Annotated in this window: 18 protein-coding genes; 13 read left to right on the top strand and 5 right to left on the bottom strand. The window is 58.7% G+C overall.

Features of this window, described 5'->3' with window-relative positions; all coding sequences use genetic code 11:
* Positions 1-49: 49 nt before the first annotated feature.
* The 8 genes from K5Q35_RS15885 (at position 50) to K5Q35_RS15850 (ending at position 7,730) form a co-directional block, all read left to right on the top strand.
* Positions 50-1,138 (top strand): isocitrate/isopropylmalate dehydrogenase family protein, encoded by a 1,089-nt coding sequence (locus tag K5Q35_RS15885; RefSeq protein WP_220800265.1) that lies wholly within the window; start codon positions 50-52, stop codon positions 1,136-1,138.
* The gene (locus tag K5Q35_RS15880; RefSeq protein ID WP_220800264.1) at positions 1,135-2,154 is read left to right on the top strand and encodes a Gfo/Idh/MocA family protein; all 1,020 of its coding nucleotides are present in this window, start codon (positions 1,135-1,137) and stop codon (positions 2,152-2,154) included. Before K5Q35_RS15885 ends, K5Q35_RS15880 begins: the two co-directional genes overlap by 4 nt.
* Entirely contained in the window at positions 2,151-2,822 is a 672-nt protein-coding gene (locus tag K5Q35_RS15875) for a GntR family transcriptional regulator (RefSeq protein ID WP_220800263.1), read from the top strand. The genes K5Q35_RS15880 and K5Q35_RS15875 overlap by 4 nt, the downstream gene beginning before the upstream one ends.
* Before the next feature lie 83 nt (positions 2,823-2,905).
* Positions 2,906-3,808 carry an L-threonate dehydrogenase gene (gene ltnD, locus K5Q35_RS15870; RefSeq protein ID WP_220800262.1) on the top strand — a complete coding sequence of 301 codons (903 nt, stop codon included), beginning with the start codon at positions 2,906-2,908 and terminating at the stop codon, positions 3,806-3,808.
* A gap of 23 nt (positions 3,809-3,831) precedes the next feature.
* Positions 3,832-5,100, top strand: a complete 1,269-nt coding sequence (otnK, locus tag K5Q35_RS15865; RefSeq protein WP_220800261.1) for a 3-oxo-tetronate kinase — start codon at positions 3,832-3,834, stop codon at positions 5,098-5,100.
* Positions 5,097-5,747, top strand: coding sequence for an aldolase (locus K5Q35_RS15860; protein WP_013960626.1), 651 nt, complete (start codon positions 5,097-5,099; stop codon positions 5,745-5,747). Before otnK ends, K5Q35_RS15860 begins: the two co-directional genes overlap by 4 nt.
* Positions 5,747-6,511, top strand: coding sequence for a hydroxypyruvate isomerase family protein (locus tag K5Q35_RS15855; protein WP_220800260.1), 765 nt, complete (start codon positions 5,747-5,749; stop codon positions 6,509-6,511). Before K5Q35_RS15860 ends, K5Q35_RS15855 begins: the two co-directional genes overlap by 1 nt.
* 211 nt (positions 6,512-6,722) lie before the next feature.
* The gene (locus K5Q35_RS15850) at positions 6,723-7,730 is read left to right on the top strand and encodes a GlxA family transcriptional regulator (RefSeq protein ID WP_044025513.1); all 1,008 of its coding nucleotides are present in this window, start codon (positions 6,723-6,725) and stop codon (positions 7,728-7,730) included.
* Here the strand turns inward: K5Q35_RS15850 and K5Q35_RS15845 are convergent.
* Genes K5Q35_RS15845 through K5Q35_RS15830 form a run of 4 tightly spaced genes read right to left on the bottom strand, consistent with a single transcriptional unit; the run spans position 7,727 to position 12,765 of the window.
* Positions 7,727-8,293: a sarcosine oxidase subunit gamma gene (locus K5Q35_RS15845; RefSeq protein ID WP_220800259.1), complete on the bottom strand. Its 567-nt coding sequence runs from the start codon at positions 8,291-8,293 to the stop codon at positions 7,727-7,729. The genes K5Q35_RS15850 and K5Q35_RS15845 overlap by 4 nt on opposite strands.
* Positions 8,286-11,231 carry a sarcosine oxidase subunit alpha family protein gene (locus K5Q35_RS15840; protein ID WP_220800258.1) on the bottom strand — a complete coding sequence of 982 codons (2,946 nt, stop codon included), beginning with the start codon at positions 11,229-11,231 and terminating at the stop codon, positions 8,286-8,288. The genes K5Q35_RS15845 and K5Q35_RS15840 overlap by 8 nt, the downstream gene beginning before the upstream one ends.
* Entirely contained in the window at positions 11,228-11,515 is a 288-nt protein-coding gene (locus K5Q35_RS15835) for a sarcosine oxidase subunit delta (protein WP_220800257.1), read from the bottom strand. Before K5Q35_RS15835 ends, K5Q35_RS15840 begins: the two co-directional genes overlap by 4 nt.
* Positions 11,515-12,765: a sarcosine oxidase subunit beta family protein gene (locus tag K5Q35_RS15830; protein WP_220800256.1), complete on the bottom strand. Its 1,251-nt coding sequence runs from the start codon at positions 12,763-12,765 to the stop codon at positions 11,515-11,517. Before K5Q35_RS15830 ends, K5Q35_RS15835 begins: the two co-directional genes overlap by 1 nt.
* 171 nt (positions 12,766-12,936) lie before the next feature.
* On the opposite strand from K5Q35_RS15830, the gene K5Q35_RS15825 reads away from it, so the two are divergent.
* The 5 genes from K5Q35_RS15825 (at position 12,937) to K5Q35_RS15805 (ending at position 17,711) form a co-directional block, all read left to right on the top strand.
* Positions 12,937-14,199, top strand: coding sequence for an aconitase X catalytic domain-containing protein (locus K5Q35_RS15825; RefSeq protein ID WP_220800255.1), 1,263 nt, complete (start codon positions 12,937-12,939; stop codon positions 14,197-14,199).
* Positions 14,199-14,621 (top strand): aconitase X swivel domain-containing protein, encoded by a 423-nt coding sequence (locus K5Q35_RS15820; RefSeq protein ID WP_220800254.1) that lies wholly within the window; start codon positions 14,199-14,201, stop codon positions 14,619-14,621. Before K5Q35_RS15825 ends, K5Q35_RS15820 begins: the two co-directional genes overlap by 1 nt.
* A gap of 110 nt (positions 14,622-14,731) precedes the next feature.
* On the top strand, positions 14,732-15,955 hold the full coding sequence (gene hemA / locus K5Q35_RS15815) for a 5-aminolevulinate synthase (RefSeq protein WP_220800253.1): 1,224 nt from the start codon (positions 14,732-14,734) through the stop codon (positions 15,953-15,955).
* Positions 15,956-16,010: 55 nt separating this feature from the next.
* Positions 16,011-16,628 (top strand): glutathione S-transferase, encoded by a 618-nt coding sequence (locus K5Q35_RS15810; RefSeq protein ID WP_220800252.1) that lies wholly within the window; start codon positions 16,011-16,013, stop codon positions 16,626-16,628.
* A gap of 108 nt (positions 16,629-16,736) precedes the next feature.
* Complete coding sequence (locus tag K5Q35_RS15805) at positions 16,737-17,711, top strand: glucokinase (protein WP_220800251.1); 975 nt, start codon at positions 16,737-16,739, stop codon at positions 17,709-17,711.
* Between the two features lie 3 nt (positions 17,712-17,714).
* On the opposite strand, the gene pcaG is transcribed toward K5Q35_RS15805, so the two are convergent.
* A complete protein-coding gene (pcaG, locus tag K5Q35_RS15800) occupies positions 17,715-18,302 on the bottom strand; it encodes a protocatechuate 3,4-dioxygenase subunit alpha (protein ID WP_220800250.1) in 588 nt (195 codons plus the stop codon).
* Position 18,303: the final 1 nt, after the last annotated feature.

The following is an 18,303-nucleotide window of genomic DNA, read 5'->3' as shown; positions in this document are numbered from 1 at the left end:
CGCCATGAAAGTGGATTTCGCCCCTGACCTCCTGATTTGAGAATGAGCCATGCAAAACACCTATAAGATCGCTGTTTTCGAGGGGGACGGCATTGGCCCCGAGATCACGGCCCCCACCGTCGAGATATTACGCGCCCTGTCCGAGCGTGCCGCCTATGATTTCGATTTCATCCCCTGTGCTGCGGGGGCCGCGCATTACGCGCAGTTCGGAGAGTCTTTGCCGGAGTCGTCCATGACGCAGGCGCAGTCGGCTGACGCAATCCTGCTCTCCGCCATGGGGTTGCCATCGGTGCGCTATCGCGATGGCACCGAAATCTCGCCGCAGATCGAACTGCGCAAGAAACTCGATCTGTTTGCGGGTGTGCGACCAGTTCGGATATTTCCGGGGCTGAACACGCCCTTGAAGCTTGCACCTGACCAAGAGGTGGATTTCGTGCTGATCCGCGAAAGCACCGAAGGGCTGTTTCATACGCAGGGCTGTGGGGAAGTTACCGAGGATGAGGCGCGCGAAACGCTTCTGATCACGCGCGAGACATCTGAAAAACTGTTCCGTTTTGCCTTTGATCTCACAAAAACACGCAAGGCATCGGGCCGCGGCAAGGGGCGATTGACCTGTGTGGACAAGGCAAATGTGTTTCGCGCATTCGCCTTTTTTCGCGCACTTTTTGATGCGGAGGCCGCCAAACACGGCGATGTGCAGGCGGATCACGCTTATGTCGATGCCACGGCCTTGTGGTTTGTCCTTAAGCCTTGGGAATTCGATGTTTTGGTCACGGAAAACATGTTCGGCGACATCTTGTCTGACCTCGGCGCAGGTCTGATGGGGGGCTTGGGCGTTGCGCCTTCGGCTGACATCGGTCTGGATCATGCAGTGTTCCAGCCCTGTCATGGATCGGCCCCGGATATCGCGGGGCAGGGCGTGGCCAATCCGATGGCCATGATCCTGTCGGCGGCAATGATGCTGGTTTGGTTGGGGGAACGGCATGACTGTGCAGCCCTGAAACGCGACGGCAGCCAGTTGCAGGCGGCCGTAGAAGCCGTCATCGGTGCGGGTTACCATCTTACGGCGGATATGGGTGGCGTGGCCAGCACGGCAGAAGCAGCCCGCGCCGTCCTAGACAGCGTACTAAAGCAATGACAAACGCGCTGCGCCTTGCCTGCGTCGGGGCGGGCTATTTCAGCCAGTTCCATCTGGGATCATGGGCGCGGATCAAAGACGTTGAAGTCGTTGGTGTTGCTGATACGCAAGTTTCAGCGGCGCAGGCGACAGGCTGCCCAGCCTATTCGGACACGGGCGAAATGATCCAACGCACATCACCGGATATTCTGGACATTATTTTGCCCCCGGCAGCGCAGGCTGCCACTATCAATGCGGCCCTTAAGGCTGGCGTCAAAACGATCATTTGCCAAAAGCCCTTTTGCACCTCCCTCGAGCAAGCAAAAGAAGCCGCCGCGCGCGCGGCACATGCGCAGGCGCGGCTGATCGTGCATGAGAATTTTCGCTTCATGCCGTGGTACCGCGCCATCAAGGCTGAGATCGCGCGTGGTGGCATTGGCGATGTGCATCAGGCCGTGTTTCGGTTGCGCCCCGGCGATGGTCAGGGCCCCGATGCCTATCTGGACCGGCAGCCCTATTTCCAAAAGATGCCTGCGTTTTTGGTCCACGAAACCGCCGTGCATTGGATTGACACCTTCCGGTTTCTCTTTGGTGATCCGGTCTCGGTCTATGCCGATCTACGTCGCCTGAACCCGGTGATTGCGGGCGAAGATGCAGGCTATATTATCTTTGAACACAAAGGCGGTATCAGGTCGGTTTTTGATGGGAACCGACACCTTGATCACCAAAGCGACAACCTGCGGCGCACCATGGGCGAGGCCTTGATTGAAGGGACTGGCGGGACGCTGTCCCTGTTCGGCGACGGGCGGGTTGAAAAACGGGTCTTTGGTTCAGCAGAAACAACGCTCTTGTTGCCCCCCGACCGGTGGGATGGATTTGGCGGGGATTGCGTGCATGCGCTGCAAACACATGTGGTTGCTGGCTTGCGGGGGAGCGGCATGTTCGACAACGAAGCGGAAGAGTACTGCAAAGTCATCCGCATCCGCGATGCCATTTACCGATCCGCACAAGAGGGGGGCAAGGTGCTCGTGACATGACGGACATCAATGCCGCATCTAACACGCAGCGCGCGATCAGGATGTTGCGTGACCTCATTTTCAGCGGTGATCTGAGCCCCGGATCGGATCATCTGGAAACCGAGCTTGCTGCGCGGTTGGGCATGTCGCGTACGCCCGTGCGCGAGGCGGCGTTGTCGCTACAGGCGCAGGGTCTTGTTGAGGTGCGCCCGCGCCGTGGCGTCCGTGTGCTGGGCGTGTCGTCGCAAGATATGTGTGAGATATACGATGTGCTTACCCTGCTTGAAAGCCACGCCGCTGAGCGCGCCGCCGGACAGGGCTATGGTTCGGATGATCTGCGCGCGCTGGAAGCGGCTATCGACGAGATGGACACAGCCCTTGCACGTGACGACCGGGAGGCATGGGCCCGTGCGGATGATGCCTTTCATCTTGAACTCGTGCGTTTGGGTGGGAACCAGCGCATCGAGGCCATCGTGGCAATGATGGCGGATCAGGTGCGCCGCGCGCGCGCGATGACGCTTTATATGCGCCCCTCTCCTGTGCGCTCGAATGCAGATCACCGGGCGGTTTACGCGGCCATCGCAGCAGGCCAGCCGGATCAGGCGCGCAGCCTGCATCAAAGCCACAGGCGCGCCGCACGCGACATATTGGTCGGCCTGCTGGCCAAGCACAAATTGCATCGCCTTTAATTGCATAAAACTGTTGAATTTCTACGGACATTGGCTGCGTAAAACGTTACGATTGAAAAAACGCAGCTAATCAAGGGCGCAGAATGGAAAACACGCGACAGACAGCCGTCATCGGCTTGGGCTCCATGGGGTATGGCATCGCCTTATCGGCGCTGCGCGGGGGGCATCAGACTTATGGATTTGATGTGAACGCGGAACAAGCTGCGCGTTTCCTTGCCGACGGCGGGCAGACTGGCGCGCTTGGCGATCTTGCCCCGCAGCTAGAGGTCGTGGTGGTCGTTGTGCTGAACGCTGCCCAGACGGAATCCGTGTTGTTCGGCGACAACGGGGTGGTGGCAGACTTGGCCAATGGGGCGGTCGTTATCGCTTGTGCCACGGTGCCTCCGGACTTTGCAAAATCCATGAGTGCCAGATGCGCGGAATATGGTGTGCACTATCTGGATGCGCCAATCTCGGGCGGGTCGATCAAGGCGGCTCAGGGTAAGTTGTCGATCATGGCGGCGGGCACGCCAGAAGCATTTGACGCCGCGCGCCCTGTTCTGGACAGCATCGCCGAAACGGTTTTTGAACTGGGGGACAGCGCCGGGGCGGGATCGGCGATGAAGGCCGTCAACCAACTGCTGGCAGGGGTGCATATCGCAACCATGGCCGAAGCGCTGACCTTTGGTATGACGCAAGGGGTCAGCCCGGACAAGTTTGTCGAGGTGATCAGCAAATGTGCGGGCACCAGCTGGATGCTGGAAAACCGCGCACCGCACATTGTTGCGGGCGATTACACACCGCATAGTTCGGTGAACATCTGGCCCAAGGATCTTGGTATCGTGCTCGATATAGCCAAAAACGCGCAGTTCAGCGCGCCGATCACAGCAGCCGCCCTTCAACAGTTTGTCGCGGCAGCGGGGCAGGGATTGGGCCACGAGGATGACGCGGCCGTCGCCAAAGTATACGCGCGCAACGCCGGGCTCACGCTGCCCGGTGAAAGCTGAAGACAGGGAATAAGGCAGAGCAGATGAATACTATCCTTGGCTGTATTGCTGATGACTTTACCGGTGCCACTGATCTTGCAGGGTTGCTCGCGCGTTCCGGTATGCCCGTATCTTTGCGCATTGGTGTACCACAGGAACCGCCCACCGATACGGCTCCGTTTGAGGTCATCGCACTCAAATGCCGGACCGCGCCGGTGGATGCGGCGGTGGCCGAATGCCTCGCTGCTTTAGAGTGGCTGCGCAGTTCCGGTGCCACACGCTTTTTCTGGAAGTATTGTTCGACTTTCGACAGTACCTCTGAAGGCAACATCGGTCCGGTTGCAGAGGCGCTGATGGCGGCCCTGAACGCGGATCAGACGATCTATTGCCCGGCCTTTCCGGAAAATGGGCGCTCAATTTTCATGGGGAACCTGTTTGTCGGGCAACACCCCCTGTCCGAAAGCCCGATGAAGGATCACCCCCTTACGCCTATGCGGGACAGCAACCTGATGCGCCTGCTGAAACCACAGGTGACGCGCCCCGTTGGATTAATCGACCGTCTGACCGTTGCACGCGGCACGGACGCTGTGCGGGTCGCGATGCAGGATCACGCAAGCAAAGATACCGCTCATATCGTTGTCGACGCGGTCGCAAATGAGGATCTGTCGGTGATTGCCGAGGCGTGCCGGGATATGCCGCTTTTGACCGGAGGGAGTGCGCTCGCCATGCCGCTGCCAGCGCTGTATCTACGCGACGGGCTTATAGAAGCAGACACAGTCATTCGCCAAAAACCTGACGTGGTCGCTGATGGCATCGTTCTATCGGGTAGCTGTTCAGCAATGACGCAAACGCAGGTCGCAAAGTACCTTACGAAAGCACCCGGCTTTCGGCTTAACCCGCTGGAACTGGCCGAAGAGGGTCCAGAAAAGGCGCTCGAATGGCTTCAGAACCAAGCGCTAAACGCGATGCCGCTGATCTACGCCACGGCTGAACCCGCCGACGTTCTGGCAGCGCAAGCGAAACTGGGTGTCGCCCGGGCCGGTGAAATTGTGGAAGACGCGCTGGCACAGCTGGCCGTTCTTGCGCGGGATCGCGGCGCCAGACGGTTTGTCGTGGCGGGGGGCGAGACATCAGGCGCGGTGACCAAGGCGCTTGGGGTGTCTCAGCTTGATATCGGTTCTGAAATTGCGCCCGGCGTGCCTTGGACGTATTGCGAAAGCGCAGGCAAACACATCGCGCTGACGCTCAAATCAGGTAATTTTGGCGATGCAGATTTCTTTGCCAAAGCGATTGAGGTGCTGGACGCGTCATGACCGCAGAAAATCGCCTCAGGGAACAGATCTGCCAGTTGGCGAAATCTATGTTTGACCGTGGTTTGACGGGCGGCAGTACCGGCAATATCTCGGCGCGCACGGATGATGGGGGACTTTTGGTCTCGCCAACCGGTACAAGTTTCGGGCGCCTTGATCCGGGTCGGTTAAGCCGCTTTGATGCAACGGGAAAATTGATCGGAGGTGATGCGCCGACCAAGGAAATGCCCTTGCATTCAGCATTTTATGATACCCGTTCGACCGCAGGGGCGGTTGTGCACTTGCATTGCTGTCACGCTGTCGCGCTTTCCATGATGCCGGACGCGGATGAAGACAATTTTCTGCCGCCGCTGACGCCCTATGCCATCATGAAGCTTGGCAAGGTCAGGCTGTTGCCGTTCTTTCGGCCCGGTGATGCGGCAATGGGCAAGGCCGTGCGCAGTCTGGCGGGCAAACGCAGCGCGGTGATGTTGGCCAACCATGGCCCGGTGGTTGCCGGAAAAGACGTGGAGGCGGCGTGCAACGCGATCGAAGAGCTTGAGGATACCGCACGGTTGGCGTTGATGACACGCGGGCTTCAGCCCCGGATGCTGAATGCGGCACAGATCACCGATATCGTGACGCACTTTGACGTAGATTGGGAGGAATGATGCAGTTTTCTGCGAACTTGGGCTTTCTTTGGACCGACCGTCCTCTGCCGGAGGCGATACATGCCGCAAAGGCAGCGGGCTTTGATGCGGTTGAATGCCATTGGCCCTACGCAGAAGCTGCACAAGACGTCGTTGCAGCACTGAAAGCGACCGGTCTGCCCATGCTCGGGCTCAATACGCTGCGCGGAAATCTGGATGCGGGCGAAAACGGATTATCCGCCTTGCCCGGTCGAGAGGTGGAAGCACGCGCCGCCATTGATCAGGCGATCAGCTATGCGCAGGCGATCGGGGCGCAAAACGTGCATGTGATGGCGGGCTTTGCACAGGGTGTCATCGCTGAAAACTGCTTTGTGGAGGCGTTGGAATACGCCTGTGAACAAGCGGGACCGCATGGCATCAATATTTTAATTGAACCGTTAAACCACTATGATGCGCCGGGGTATTTCCTGAGCACGACAACGCATGCGCAAGAGATTATCACCCGAGTTAGTGCATCAAACCTGAAGCTGATGTTCGACTGTTATCACGTCCAGCTGATGGAGGGCGATCTGAGTAACAGACTTGCGCGCCTGATGCCGGTGATCGGGCATATCCAGTTCGCGCGTGTGCCGGATCGGGGTCCGCCCATTGGGGGCGAAGTCAACTACCCGCATATCTTTGGCGTGATCAAAGGGTTGGGGTGGAACAAACCCCTCGGGGCTGAGTATAAATCAACGCAGCCAACGGATGATACGCTGGCGTGGATGCCGGACTTGCCAGACTGAGGGTCATGCGATCACGTCAGTAAAGCGGCCCCTGATGCCCTGACAGGGCGTCACCAGTCAAATCTGATATGCTCAAGCCGTCTGCTGCGGACCCCGCAGGAACCAATCAAGCGAGATGAACGGCAAATAAATGCCTGACCTGATTTGCGCGCCAGCAAATACTTTGGTCTCAGGCTGGCTTCCTGATCATTCATCCTGATAAGATATGCTCATGTCACAAAAGAACAAAATAACCATCGGCTTCTTGATTTTCCCGGGCTTCCCCATGGCCTGTCTGACCTCAATGATTGAACCGTTGCGCGCGGCGAATGAGATCGCGGAGGTGGATGCGTTCGACTGGGTAATTTTGTCCGAGGACGGGAATACGGTGACATCCAGCGCGCAGGTTGTTTTTCAGGCCGACGCGGGGCTGCATGATGTGCATGACATTGATCAGCTGTACCTGATGGCGGCCCCTGCCAGCTCTTTTGCGGACCCCTCCAGGTCTGATGCTCAGTTGCGCAAACTGGAACGCCATGGCGTGACTTTGGGTGCGGTCAGTGGTGGGGTTTTCCCACTGGCCAGAGCGGGCTTGTTGCAGGGTTTTCGCACATCGGTTCACTGGTGTTACGCCGCGGCCTTCGCCCAAGAGTTCCCGCGCATTTCTGCCACAAACGAAGTGATTTCCATTGACCGTCGCCGCATCACGGTGTCAGGCGCCGCCGCTGGCTTTGATCTTGCGCTGCATCTCGTGGCAGAGCAGCTGGGGCAGGGCGTTTCCACCGAAGTTGCCTGCTGGTTTCAACATGCGCTTGTGCGCGGTCAAGGCGTCGATCAGAGGGTGCCGACGGTGCGCGCGGAAAGCACGGATGATATGCTGCCCACAGTCGTCAGGGAATCCATCGAGTTGTTCAGCAGCCATATCGAGGACCCGGTGAAAGTCGCCGATGTGGCAGATATCGTCGGCGTTTCTGCGCGGCAGCTTGAGCGCATGTTTCGCAAAGCCACAGGCCACAGTCCATTGCAGTATTACCGCATGATGCGGATGAACGCCGCGCGTCAACTCGTGCGCTATTCCAACGATAATATGACGGCGATTGCCCTGGCGGTGGGCTATGCATCTGCCACGCCCATGATCCAGAACTACAAGGAGGTCTTTGGACTTCACCCGGCAGAGGATCGCGAAAAGGTAAATCTGTTCAGGGTCCGCAAGAACCTCGCAGTGCCCGTGGTGTCCTAAACGACGGCCCGCGCTACGGTCATCAGGGCATGATGCAACGTGCCAGCGGACGAACGCGGCCCCAGTACTTGAAAGCCTTGCGCCTCAGCGTGGCAGTTCAAAAAACAACCGATGTGATGTATCGTCGTGCGCTGACCATCGCCTGCCACCATCCGTCTGGCCGGGGCGGGGCATAAGCGCTCGAACAGGTCGACAACACCGGCGCCTGTGACATCGAAAACAACCCATCCGTCCGTTTGTTCAGTGACGGAGGCCGCATCTTGCAGCGACGCCTTGAGGTCATCGGCCAGTAATTCATGCGTCTCGAACGGTGCAGACACCATCCATTGATCGGGTCCGGTCCAGAAGGCGGCAAAAGGCTCGCCGATAACAGCTCTGGCAGGGCCGGGCGCGGTTGCTCCGATATATGTACTGAGCGCGTTGGCGCAGCGTGCTTCCTGCCCATGGCGCGCTGAAACAGATGCCAGCGCAAGGCCGAAGTTCTCCGAAATCCGGATCGTGCCGATCTTATCGGCGCGTGGCGCAGACGCTCCCAAGGCGGATGTTGGTGATAGGTTATGCACGCAGGCGTTCTCCGTCCGGGTCTATGAAATGGGCGCTGACGATCTCGACTTGTGTTTCATACTCTGTCAGCGGGCTGACCAGCCGCATGACTTCACCGATGCGCGCATCGCCGTTCTTTACAAAGGCCAATGCGATATGGTGGCCAAGGTTTGGTGAATAGCAGGCCGACGTGACATAGCCTTGGCTATGGGCCGCGTCCACCGGACCAGAAGCCGCCATCAGATGTGCGCCTGCCGGGGTTTCCCTGTCGGCGTTGACGGGTTTAATCCCGACCTGCCGAAACGCATCCGGCTCGTTCAGGCCCTCGCGTCGCGACAGAACCGCACCGATGCTGTCTTTTGCCTGACTGACCATCCGCCCCAGACCGAGGTTCAGCGCCGTGGTGGTACCGTTCAGTTCGTTCCCCGCAGCGTGGCCCTTTTCGATCCGCATCACGCTGAGCGCTTCGGTGCCGTAAGGGGTGATGTCATATTCCGCGCCCACCTGCATAAGGCGTCGCATCAACGCATCGCCATAGCGGGTCGGCACGGCGATTTCATAGGCGAGCTCCCCACTGAAGGAGATACGAAAGAGCCGTGCGCGCAGCCCACCGCAGACCGTGATGTTGCCACAGCCCATGAAGGGAAAGGCTTCCTTGCTCAGGTCATAGTCCGCATCAACGATGCGTTGCAAAACCGCACGGGAATTTGGACCGGCAACAGCGAACTGTGCCCAGCTTTCGGTGGTGGAAATCAGTTGCACATCCAGACCAGGGAACAGACACTGATGCACGAATTCCATGTGCCGATAGACGTTTACCGCGTTCGCGGTTGTGGTTGTCACCACGAAATGGTCTTCGGCAAGGCGCCCGGCGGTGCCGTCATCCATGGCGATGCCATCCTCGCGCAGCATCAGGCCATAGCGCGTTTTGCCCACGGCCAGTTTGGCAAAGCCATTGCAGTAAACCTTGTTGAGGAAGGTCGCAGCATCACTGCCCTGCACATCCACCTTGCCCAGCGTCGTGACATCGCACACCCCGACCGACCGGCGCGTTGCCAGCACTTCACGATCAACACTTTCGCGCCAATGTGTTTCATGCGGCAACGGAAACCACTGTGCGCGCAGCCAGTTTCCCACTTCGACAAAAACCGCACCGCGCTCTTTGGCCCATTCGTGGCTCGGTGTTTTGCGGACCGGCTTGAAATCCTTGCCAACCGAGCGACCTGCAAGTGCACCCAGAGCCACGGGTGTGTAAGGCGGGCGGAACATCGTTGTCCCCACTTCGGGGATCGATTTTCCGGCCATTTCGGCCATGATCGCCAACCCGCCCATATTCGAGGTTTTGCCCTGATCCGTTGCCATGCCAAGCGTGGTGTAGCGCTTGAGGTGCTCAACGGAGCGAAACCCTTCCTGATGGCTCAGCTTGACATCCTTGACGGTAACGTCGTTCTGCTGATCGAGCCAGGCGCGGCTTGCGCCCTCTACGTACCAAAATGGCGTCACGGACACCTCAGCATCCTCGGCCTTTGGCAGTTTGGGCAACCGGCCTTTCAGACCCAACGCTGCTTTTGCCGCCTGCGCGCCGCCGCGCAATGCGCCCATGGTCGACAGATCACCGCGGGCGGCACCTGCGACCGTCATGCCGGGGGGCAGTGACGGGCCCGGTACAAATGCGGCAAGCTTTTCATTCCACACCGGGCGGCCACCGTGATGACAGGTCATATGCACATTGGGGTTCCAGCCGCCTGACACGGCCAAGGCACCACATTCGATGACGCGCGGGCTGCCGTCGGGCATTTGCACGTCGATAAAGGTGAGGCCAAGGCGACCTCTGGTATCGACGACCTGCGCCCCGGCGATTACTTCGAAATCGGTGCTCAGGGGGGCCGTTTCGCGTGTGTCGATAACTGCAGCGACCTTGATACCTTTGCCTGTCAGGTCGCGAGCGGTCTGATGCCCCTCGTCCGAATTTGTGAACACAGCGATCCGATGCGCCGGCGCGGCCCCGAAGCGGTTCACATAGCTACGCACGGCGGAGCCCAGCATGATGCCGGGTCGGTCGTTGTTGTTAAAGGCAATCGGGCGTTCGGTTGCGCCACCGCAGAGGATCGCGTTTTGCGTGTAAATGCGCCACAGAACCTGACGCGCCTTACCCGCTTGGGGTGTCCGCAGATGATCGCTGACCCGTTCAACTGCACCGTAAATTCCGTGGTCAAATGCGCCAAGGATCGTTGTGCGGGGCATCAACCGCACATTTGGCAGGCTTGCAAGCTCTGCCAGCGCAGTCATGGCCCAGTCACTGCCGGTTTGATCATCGACGCTGAGAACTTCGCTGTTCAAGCGCCCGCCCATGCGGAAATCTTCATCGGCAAGGATCACATCCGCACCGGATCGACCAGCGGTCAGGGCCGCCATCAACCCCGAGGGTCCCGCACCAATGATCAGAAGGTCACAATGCAGGAACCCTTTATCGTAATCGTCGGGGTCTGCCTTTAGGGACAAAGACCCAAGACCAGCGGCCTGTCGGATGATCGGCTCGTAGAGCTTTTCCCAAAAGGCGGCGGGCCACATGAACGTCTTGTAATAAAACCCGGCTGTCAGAAAGTTTGACAGGCGGTCGTTGATCGCCAGCAGATCAAAGCGCAGCGTTCCAAGGCGGTTTTGGCTTTTCGCCCACAACCCGTCGTAAAGCTCGGTTGTGGTGGCGCGCGTGTTGGGTTCCTGACGTGCGCCGCCGCGCAGTTCCACCAGCGCGTTTGGTTCCTCGGACCCTGCGGTCAGCGGGCCGCGCGGACGGTGATATTTAAACGACCGGCCCATAAGCCGCACATTGTTTGCCAGTAATGCGGAAGCCAGCGTATCGCCGGGGTGCCCTGTGTATTGGGTGCCGTCGAAATTGAATTTCAGTGTTTGGGTGCGGTCAATCTGGCCGCCCTCGACCCTGTTGATCTGGCTCATATGCTGCGCCCCCGCGCGCGCGCGACGTCGCGCGCCATCTCAACTGACGTTATCTCATGGGTAATGGTATTGCGGGTCACGACCAGCCAGGACCGATCGCCCCCCTCATGAAACCAAAGCTCGCGCAAGAGCCCCGCGGGGTTTTCACGAATGTATTGATATTCGTAGAAATCCTGCGCTGCGGTGTCCGTCTGAGGATCGGGCCGGTCGATCAACGATGCGTCCCCAAGATAGGTGAATTCGGAGCTGTCGCGCGGGCCAAGAAGGGGGTGATTAATGATCATCAGTGCAAATTGGGCTGTGCGCCCATCCCTTTCTCATCAATCATGCGCCCTTTTTCGAACCGGTCAAAGCGGAAGGCCGTTGCGGTCGGGTGCGGCGCGTCCTTGGCCAGCAGATGGGCAAAGCAGAAACCGGATGCAGGCGTTGCCTTGAAGCCCCCGTAACACCACCCGCCATTGAAATAGAGCCCGTCGATGTGCGTCCGGTCTATGATCGGTGAGCCATCCATCGACATATCCATGATCCCGCCCCACATGCGCAAAAGGCGCGCGCGGCCCATCATCGGGAAAATCGCCATGCCACCCTCGCAGACGTCTTCGAGTACGGGAAGATTGCCGCGCTGCGCATAGGAATTATACCCGTCCAGATCGCCGCCAAAGACCAAACCACCCTTGTCGGACTGGCTGCAATAAAAATGCCCTGCACCGAATGTGATGACACCCGGCAAGACGGGTTTCAGACCTTCGCTGACAAAGGCCTGCAAGACGTGGCTTTCCATGGGCAGGCGCATGTCGACTTTGGACATCAATCGCCCCGAAGATCCGGCAACCGCGCAGCCGATCTTGCCCGCGCCGACAAAGCCGCGCGAGGTTTCGACACCGGTACAGCGGCCGTTTTCAACGCGAAAACCCGTCACTTCACAGTTCTGGATGATGTCGACGCCTCGGCTGTCGGCGCCGCGCGCGTACCCCCAGGCCACCGCGTCGTGTCGCACTGTGCCGCCCCTGTGTTGGGCCAGACCACCCTTGATCGGGAAGCGCGCGTTTTCGAAATTGAGGAAGGGATAGCGTGCCCTGATCTCATCAACGCTTAAAAGATCAGCATCGATTCCGTTCAACCGCATGGCATTGCCGCGTCGGATAAAGGCATCCCGCTGCGCATCCGTATGAATCAGGTTCAATATCCCGCGCTGGCTGACCATCGCGTTATAATTGAAATCCTGCTCCAGTCCTTCCCAGAGCTTGAGCGCGAATTCGTAAAAGGGCGCGTTGCCATCCAGCAGATAGTTTGATCGCACGATCGTGGTATTGCGCCCGACGTTGCCGCCACCAATCCATCCCTTTTCAAGAACGGCGATCTTTTTATGCCCGAATTCCTTCGCAAGATAATAGGCGGTGGCAAGACCATGCCCGCCGCCCCCAATGATGACGATGTCATAGTGGCTTTTGGGTTCAGGGTCGCGCCACGCAGGCGCCCAGCCTTTGTGCCCTGTCAGCGCTTCTTTGATGACCTGAAAACCTGAATATCGCATTGGCTATCCTCTTGATCCGAAAATGGCAGGGTTTTTGCACCTTGCCAGTCTGAAACCGGACATGCTTATCCTCAAATACGACGCGCATCACGTGCTGCGATGATATGTGTTGGCGCAAGACTTGTACCGGCCCGGTTTCACCCGCAGTATCGCAGCCGAAGCGGAGGTGGCATGTTGGCGAGCATCCAGTTGACTGAGGACGAAGCGGCGGTGCTTGACGGGCAGACCGGATCGCAAGGTCATCGTATGGCATTGCAAATTGTGCTGGAGGCCGCGCAAATTCTGGGAGCTGACCGGCTGGTGCCGATCCATTCTGCTCATATTGACGGGTGTCTTTATCATGGCGCGTCCGGGACCCTTTTTTGCGAGCGATTGGTTGAGCTTGGCGCACAAACTGCTGTGCCTGCGACGACCAATGTGGGTGCTTTGAACCTCTTGAAACCCGCGCAATCCCGCCTGTCCGGCGAGGCGCGGAAAATGGCGTTTCGGTTAATGGTTGCGCACGAACGGTTGGGCTGCATTCCCAGCTGGACCTGCGCGCCCTATCAGGCGGGTGCGCGCCCGGCTTTTGGCACGCAGGTCGCATGGGGGGAATCCAACGCGGTGGCTTTTTGCAACAGTGTTCTGGGCGCGCGCACCAATCGGTATGGTGACTTTCTGGACATTGCCTGCGCAATTGCGGGCCGCGCGCCTTATTATGGGCTGCACCTTGCCGAAAACCGACATGCGACCCTCTTGCTCGACCTGACTGACATCCCTGCCGAATGGCAGCAGGATGAGGTTTTCTTTCCGGTCCTTGGCGCATTGATCGGTCGTCTGGCAGGCGCGCGCGTTTGCGCCGTTAAGGGTATCGTCGGCACACCGGGTGAGGATCAGCTCAAGGCATTATGCGCGGGTGCGGCGTCAACCGGGGCGGTGGGGCTTGTCCATCTGATTGGCATCACGCCTGAGGCCCCTGATCAGGCAACCGCATTCGGGGGCACCAAAGCCCGTGAAGTTATCGCGATCACACCGCGCATGATGATCGCTGCCAAACAGGATCTGAGCCGTGCGGATAGCGGTCACATTGATGCGGTGGCCTTGGGCAGTCCCCATTTTTCATCCGATGAATGTCGCTCGCTGCTCGAGATGGCGGGTGGCATACCGTTCAAAGTGCCGGTCTATGTTTGCCTCGGCCGTCACAGTATGACCGATCTGGAAAAGGACCGCACAGCGCAGGCGCTTGAGGCTTTGGGCGTTGTGTTTGTTCTGGACACCTGCGTGGTTGTGACGCCAATTCTGCCTGATCACCCCGGTGTTTTGATGACCAACTCCGCCAAATTTGCCCATTATGCCAAAGGAAATACTGGCTATGACCCGGTTTTTGGAAGCCTGAAAAACTGTGTCGCAAGTGCCCGCGCAGGCCGGGTTATCTGCTCTGGGGGGGCTTGGTGATGCGGTGGCAGGCGGAGGTGTTATGCGCAGGCGTCACCCGCGGCGAGGTCTTGCGCATGGACGCGCCGTTGAGTTTCTGGGGCGGTGTTGATCCGGCTTCCTCCAAAGTGGTGCTGGCAGGCCACCCACAACGGGGCGCGCCGATCACAGGTAAGGTCGTCGTTCTGCCGCACCTGATCGGGTCAAGCAGCTCGTCAGCGGTGCTGCTTGAGCTGATTTACCGCAAACTCAGCCCGCTTGCGCTGATCCTCGGGCAGCGCGACGCAATCCTGCCCATCGGCGTGGTTGTCGCCCGGCAGATGGGCTGGCGCGCACCTGCGGTTGTGCTCCTGCCAGACCCGCCTTTTGTGTCAGGCGATATGCTGTCCATTGCCAAAGATGGCTCGATTTTGACAACTGGTTCGCGGAATACGAGCCGCTGACCCACGACCAATGGCTTACCTGAGCGGTTCGGTTTTCTGATCTGGATCAAAGCGGGGCTGTTTGTGACAAGTGTATTTCTTGGAGGTGAAACGGGAGGGTATCAGACCACATGGATTATGGATCGTATTTCGCAAAGACGCTTTCAAGCCTGAAAGAAGAGGGTAACTACCGCGTATTCGCTGAACTTGAACGGAAACGGGGCGCTTTCCCACGGGCGCAGTCACATGGCGGCCAGACCGAGAAACCGGTGACGATCTGGTGTTCGAATGACTATCTTGGCATGGGGCAACACCCCGACGTGCTGCGCGCGATGCATGATGCGCTGGACCGCTGCGGTGCGGGGGCAGGTGGGACGCGTAATATTTCAGGCACGACCCACGATCATGTGAAGCTCGAAGCTGAGCTTGCGGATTTACACGGCAAAGAAAGCGCATTGCTTTTTACCTCCGGCTATGTGTCCAACTGGGCCGCGCTGGGGACGCTGGCGGGCAGAATTCCTGACTGTCTTGTGCTGTCAGATGCGCTCAACCATGCGTCGATGATCGAAGGCATCCGCCATTCCAAAGCAGAACGTCAGATTTGGAAACACAATGATCTGGCGGACCTCGAGGCCAAACTGGCGCAACAACCGCTCGATCGGCCCAAGTTGATCGCATTCGAGAGCGTTTATTCCATGGATGGCGACATCGCACCCATTGCTGAAATCTGCGATCTGGCGGATAAATACAACGCCATGACATATCTGGATGAAGTCCACGCGGTTGGCCTTTACGGCGCGCGCGGCGGTGGCATTGCAGATCGCGAAGGACTGATGGACCGGCTGACTGTGATCCAAGGCACTCTGGGCAAAGCCTTTGGCGTCGTGGGCGGCTATATCGCGGCATCCGCTGATTTGTGCGATTTTGTGCGCAGTTTTTCCAGCGGGTTTATCTTTACTACAGCTCTACCGCCTGCCGTGGCCGCGGGGGCAGCAGCCTCCGTCCGCCATCTCAAGACGTCGCAGACAGAACGCGACGCGCATCAAAACCGTGTGGCCGAGGTGCGCGCGCGGCTGGATGGCCTCGGCATTCCGCATGAGATGAACCCGAGCCATATCATTCCGGTGATGGTGGGCTGTCCGGTCAAATGCAAATACATTTCCGATATTCTGATGCGGGATTTCGGCGTCTACATCCAGCCGATCAATTACCCGACGGTTCCGAAGGGGACGGAGCGTTTGCGCATCACCCCGTCCCCGGTCCACAGCGCCGCAGACATCGACCATCTGGTGGCCGCATTGGGTGAACTGTGGACGCAATGCGAGTTGGCGCGTCTGCCCATGGCCGCGCAATGACGTGATGTCTTTGAGTGGCTTGTTGTGGGGGGCGTAAGCTGGCAAATTGCAGGCGATGACGCCTGTGTTCTATTCCTTTCGCCGCTGCCCTTACGCGATGCGCGCACGTCTTGCGCTGGTATCTGCGCAGGTTCCCGTGTGCCTGCGCGAAGTCGTGCTGAAAGACAAGCCGCAGGCGTTTCTGAACGCCTCGCCCAGCGGCACAGTCCCCTGTCTGGTCACGGATCAGGGCGTGATCGACGAGAGCCTCGATATCATGATCTGGGCGTTGAAGCAGAACGACCCGGAGAGATTGTTGGACATGCCCGACACCGGCTGGCAATTGATCGAAACCTGCGATGGTCCATTCAAAGCGGCGCTTGATCGCACGAAATATGCCACACGATACCCGGAGTCCGACCAAGGGGTGGCGCGCGCACAGGCGGCTGAGTTTTTATATGCGCTTGAGGCGCAGCTTTCGCAGTCTTTGTTTGGCAAGGCAACGCTGGCCGATCTGGCGATTTTACCCTTTGTGCGGCAATTCGCATTCATCGATAAACCGTGGTTTGATGCGCAGGACTGGCCACGGCTCCGGCACTGGCTGGCGCAGTTTCTCGCAAGTGACGCCTTTTCGGCGATCATGCCGAAATACCCGCAATGGCAACCGGGTCATGACGCTGTTGGTTTTCCGTAGCGCACCTCTGAACGCGCGCAAGCCGCGTTGACCTGCGTGTTAGCGCTCACTAGAAGGCCAGTACGGTCTTGATTGCCGGTCAACCCGGCCTTTTTTGGATTACCATCTATGCCTCACCCTTCGCAGAAGTATTCCTTGGTTGCAGATATTGGCGGTACGAACACGCGCGTGGCTTTATGCGATGGTGTAGACGTGCTCAAACCCACGATCCGGCGCTATCGCAATGCGGAAAATGACGGGTTCACCTCCGTTCTGGCGCAGTATCTTGCCGCCGAGGGGAATGTGCGGCCAAAGGCTGTCTGTGTTGCGATCGCAGGGCCCGTCAATGGCGGCAAGGGGCGGCTGACCAATCTTGACTGGGACATGGATGCCGAAGAAATAGCCAAGGCGACAGGGGCCGTACATGTGGCCTTGCTCAATGACTTGCAGGCGCAGGGATATGCGCTTGATCAACTGGCATCCGATGATCTTGCCTGCGTGCGCCAAGGGTCTGCAACGGCCAAAGGCAACGCGCGTCTTGTCGTAAACCTTGGGACGGGGTTCAATGCCTCCCCGGTTTTCATGACGCAGGCTGGTGCCTATGTGGCCACGTCTGAAAGCGGCCATGCCAACATGCCGATCCGAACGGATCAGGACCTGCGGCTCTGTGCGTTCATCGAGAAACATCACGGGTTTGCCGCGATTGATGACATCCTGTCGGGTCGCGGGCTGGAGCGTGTCTTTGCCTTCGTGGCGCATGAGGCTGGCGAAAGTCGCGTGTTGAACTCGGCAGCCATCATGTCCGCGTGTGTGGATGACAGCGATGACCTTTCGGTCGAAACTGTGCAGTATTTCGTGCGCCTGACGGCGATGGTCATTGCCAATCTTGCGTTGGTGCAACTGCCCTTCGGTGGCATTTATCTGGTGGGCGGGCTGTCGGGCGCAATCGCGCCGTTCATGAAGGACGCGAATTTCGAAGCGGCGTTTCTGGACAAAGGCCGCTTTGCAGATTTCATGACGGATTTTGGCATATATGTCGTGCAGGACGATTATGCCGCGCTGAAAGGCAATGCGGCCTATCTGAACGGTGTTTTGCAGGGCTAAACGTCAGACATCAAAGAAAACAGTTTCCCGCGCGCCCTGCAGGTGAATGTCAAAGTGATAGCTGTCTCCCTCGCGCCGGGCGATCAGGGTGTCGCGCCGGTCTTGCGGTACATATCCTGACAGCACGGGGTCAATGTCGTGCGCTTGGCTGTCCTGCGGGAAATACATCCGTGTGTTCAGCCCGATGTTGATCCCCCGCGCAAAAATCCAGAGGGTGAGGTGAGGGGCCATCACCTTGCCGCCCTGTGCCGGAACGCATCCCGGTTTGATGGTTTCAAACGAAAATACACCTGTATCAAAGTCCGTCGCCACGCGCCCCCACCCGGTGAACCCATCTGTTCCTGCCAAGCCGCCCTCGGCATCCGCCTGCCAGACCTCAATGATTGCATCTTTTATAGCTTCGCCCGCGCCGTCAAAAATGAAACCTTGCACCTCGACACGCTCACCTTGCGTATCTGGCCCTGCAAGGGCGCGGCCCAGTTCTTGTGGATAAATACTCAGTCCCGCCATGACGGGCATGAGACCGATGTGGACATAGGGGCCAGCGGTTTGCGACGCGGTTTCCTGTTTGGGGGTATCAGGCAGGATCATG

Source organism: Roseobacter sp. OBYS 0001 (genome assembly GCF_019654895.1).
Classification (GTDB): Bacteria; Pseudomonadota; Alphaproteobacteria; order Rhodobacterales; family Rhodobacteraceae; genus Roseobacter; species Roseobacter litoralis.
The sequence above is the reverse complement of the archived record's forward strand: the minus strand, read 5'-3'. Positions and strand labels throughout refer to the sequence as shown.

Bases quoted from the DNA above. Each gene is read 5' to 3' on its own strand.
- K5Q35_RS15885 (WP_220800265.1), top strand. From the start codon at position 50: ATGCAAAACACCTATAAGATCGCTGTTTTCGAGGGGGACGGCATTGGC.
- K5Q35_RS15880 (WP_220800264.1), top strand. From the start codon at position 1,135: ATGACAAACGCGCTGCGCCTTGCCTGCGTCGGGGCGGGCTATTTCAGC.
- K5Q35_RS15875 (WP_220800263.1), top strand. From the start codon at position 2,151: ATGACGGACATCAATGCCGCATCTAACACGCAGCGCGCGATCAGGATG.
- ltnD (WP_220800262.1), top strand. From the start codon at position 2,906: ATGGAAAACACGCGACAGACAGCCGTCATCGGCTTGGGCTCCATGGGG.
- otnK (WP_220800261.1), top strand. From the start codon at position 3,832: ATGAATACTATCCTTGGCTGTATTGCTGATGACTTTACCGGTGCCACT.
- K5Q35_RS15860 (WP_013960626.1), top strand. From the start codon at position 5,097: ATGACCGCAGAAAATCGCCTCAGGGAACAGATCTGCCAGTTGGCGAAA.
- K5Q35_RS15855 (WP_220800260.1), top strand. From the start codon at position 5,747: ATGCAGTTTTCTGCGAACTTGGGCTTTCTTTGGACCGACCGTCCTCTG.
- K5Q35_RS15850 (WP_044025513.1), top strand. From the start codon at position 6,723: ATGTCACAAAAGAACAAAATAACCATCGGCTTCTTGATTTTCCCGGGC.
- K5Q35_RS15840 (WP_220800258.1), bottom strand. From the start codon at position 11,231: ATGAGCCAGATCAACAGGGTCGAGGGCGGCCAGATTGACCGCACCCAA.
- K5Q35_RS15835 (WP_220800257.1), bottom strand. From the start codon at position 11,515: ATGATCATTAATCACCCCCTTCTTGGCCCGCGCGACAGCTCCGAATTC.
- K5Q35_RS15830 (WP_220800256.1), bottom strand. From the start codon at position 12,765: ATGCGATATTCAGGTTTTCAGGTCATCAAAGAAGCGCTGACAGGGCAC.
- K5Q35_RS15825 (WP_220800255.1), top strand. From the start codon at position 12,937: ATGTTGGCGAGCATCCAGTTGACTGAGGACGAAGCGGCGGTGCTTGAC.
- K5Q35_RS15820 (WP_220800254.1), top strand. From the start codon at position 14,199: ATGCGGTGGCAGGCGGAGGTGTTATGCGCAGGCGTCACCCGCGGCGAG.
- hemA (WP_220800253.1), top strand. From the start codon at position 14,732: ATGGATTATGGATCGTATTTCGCAAAGACGCTTTCAAGCCTGAAAGAA.
- K5Q35_RS15810 (WP_220800252.1), top strand. From the start codon at position 16,011: ATGACGCCTGTGTTCTATTCCTTTCGCCGCTGCCCTTACGCGATGCGC.
- K5Q35_RS15805 (WP_220800251.1), top strand. From the start codon at position 16,737: ATGCCTCACCCTTCGCAGAAGTATTCCTTGGTTGCAGATATTGGCGGT.
- pcaG (WP_220800250.1), bottom strand. From the start codon at position 18,302: ATGATCCTGCCTGATACCCCCAAACAGGAAACCGCGTCGCAAACCGCT.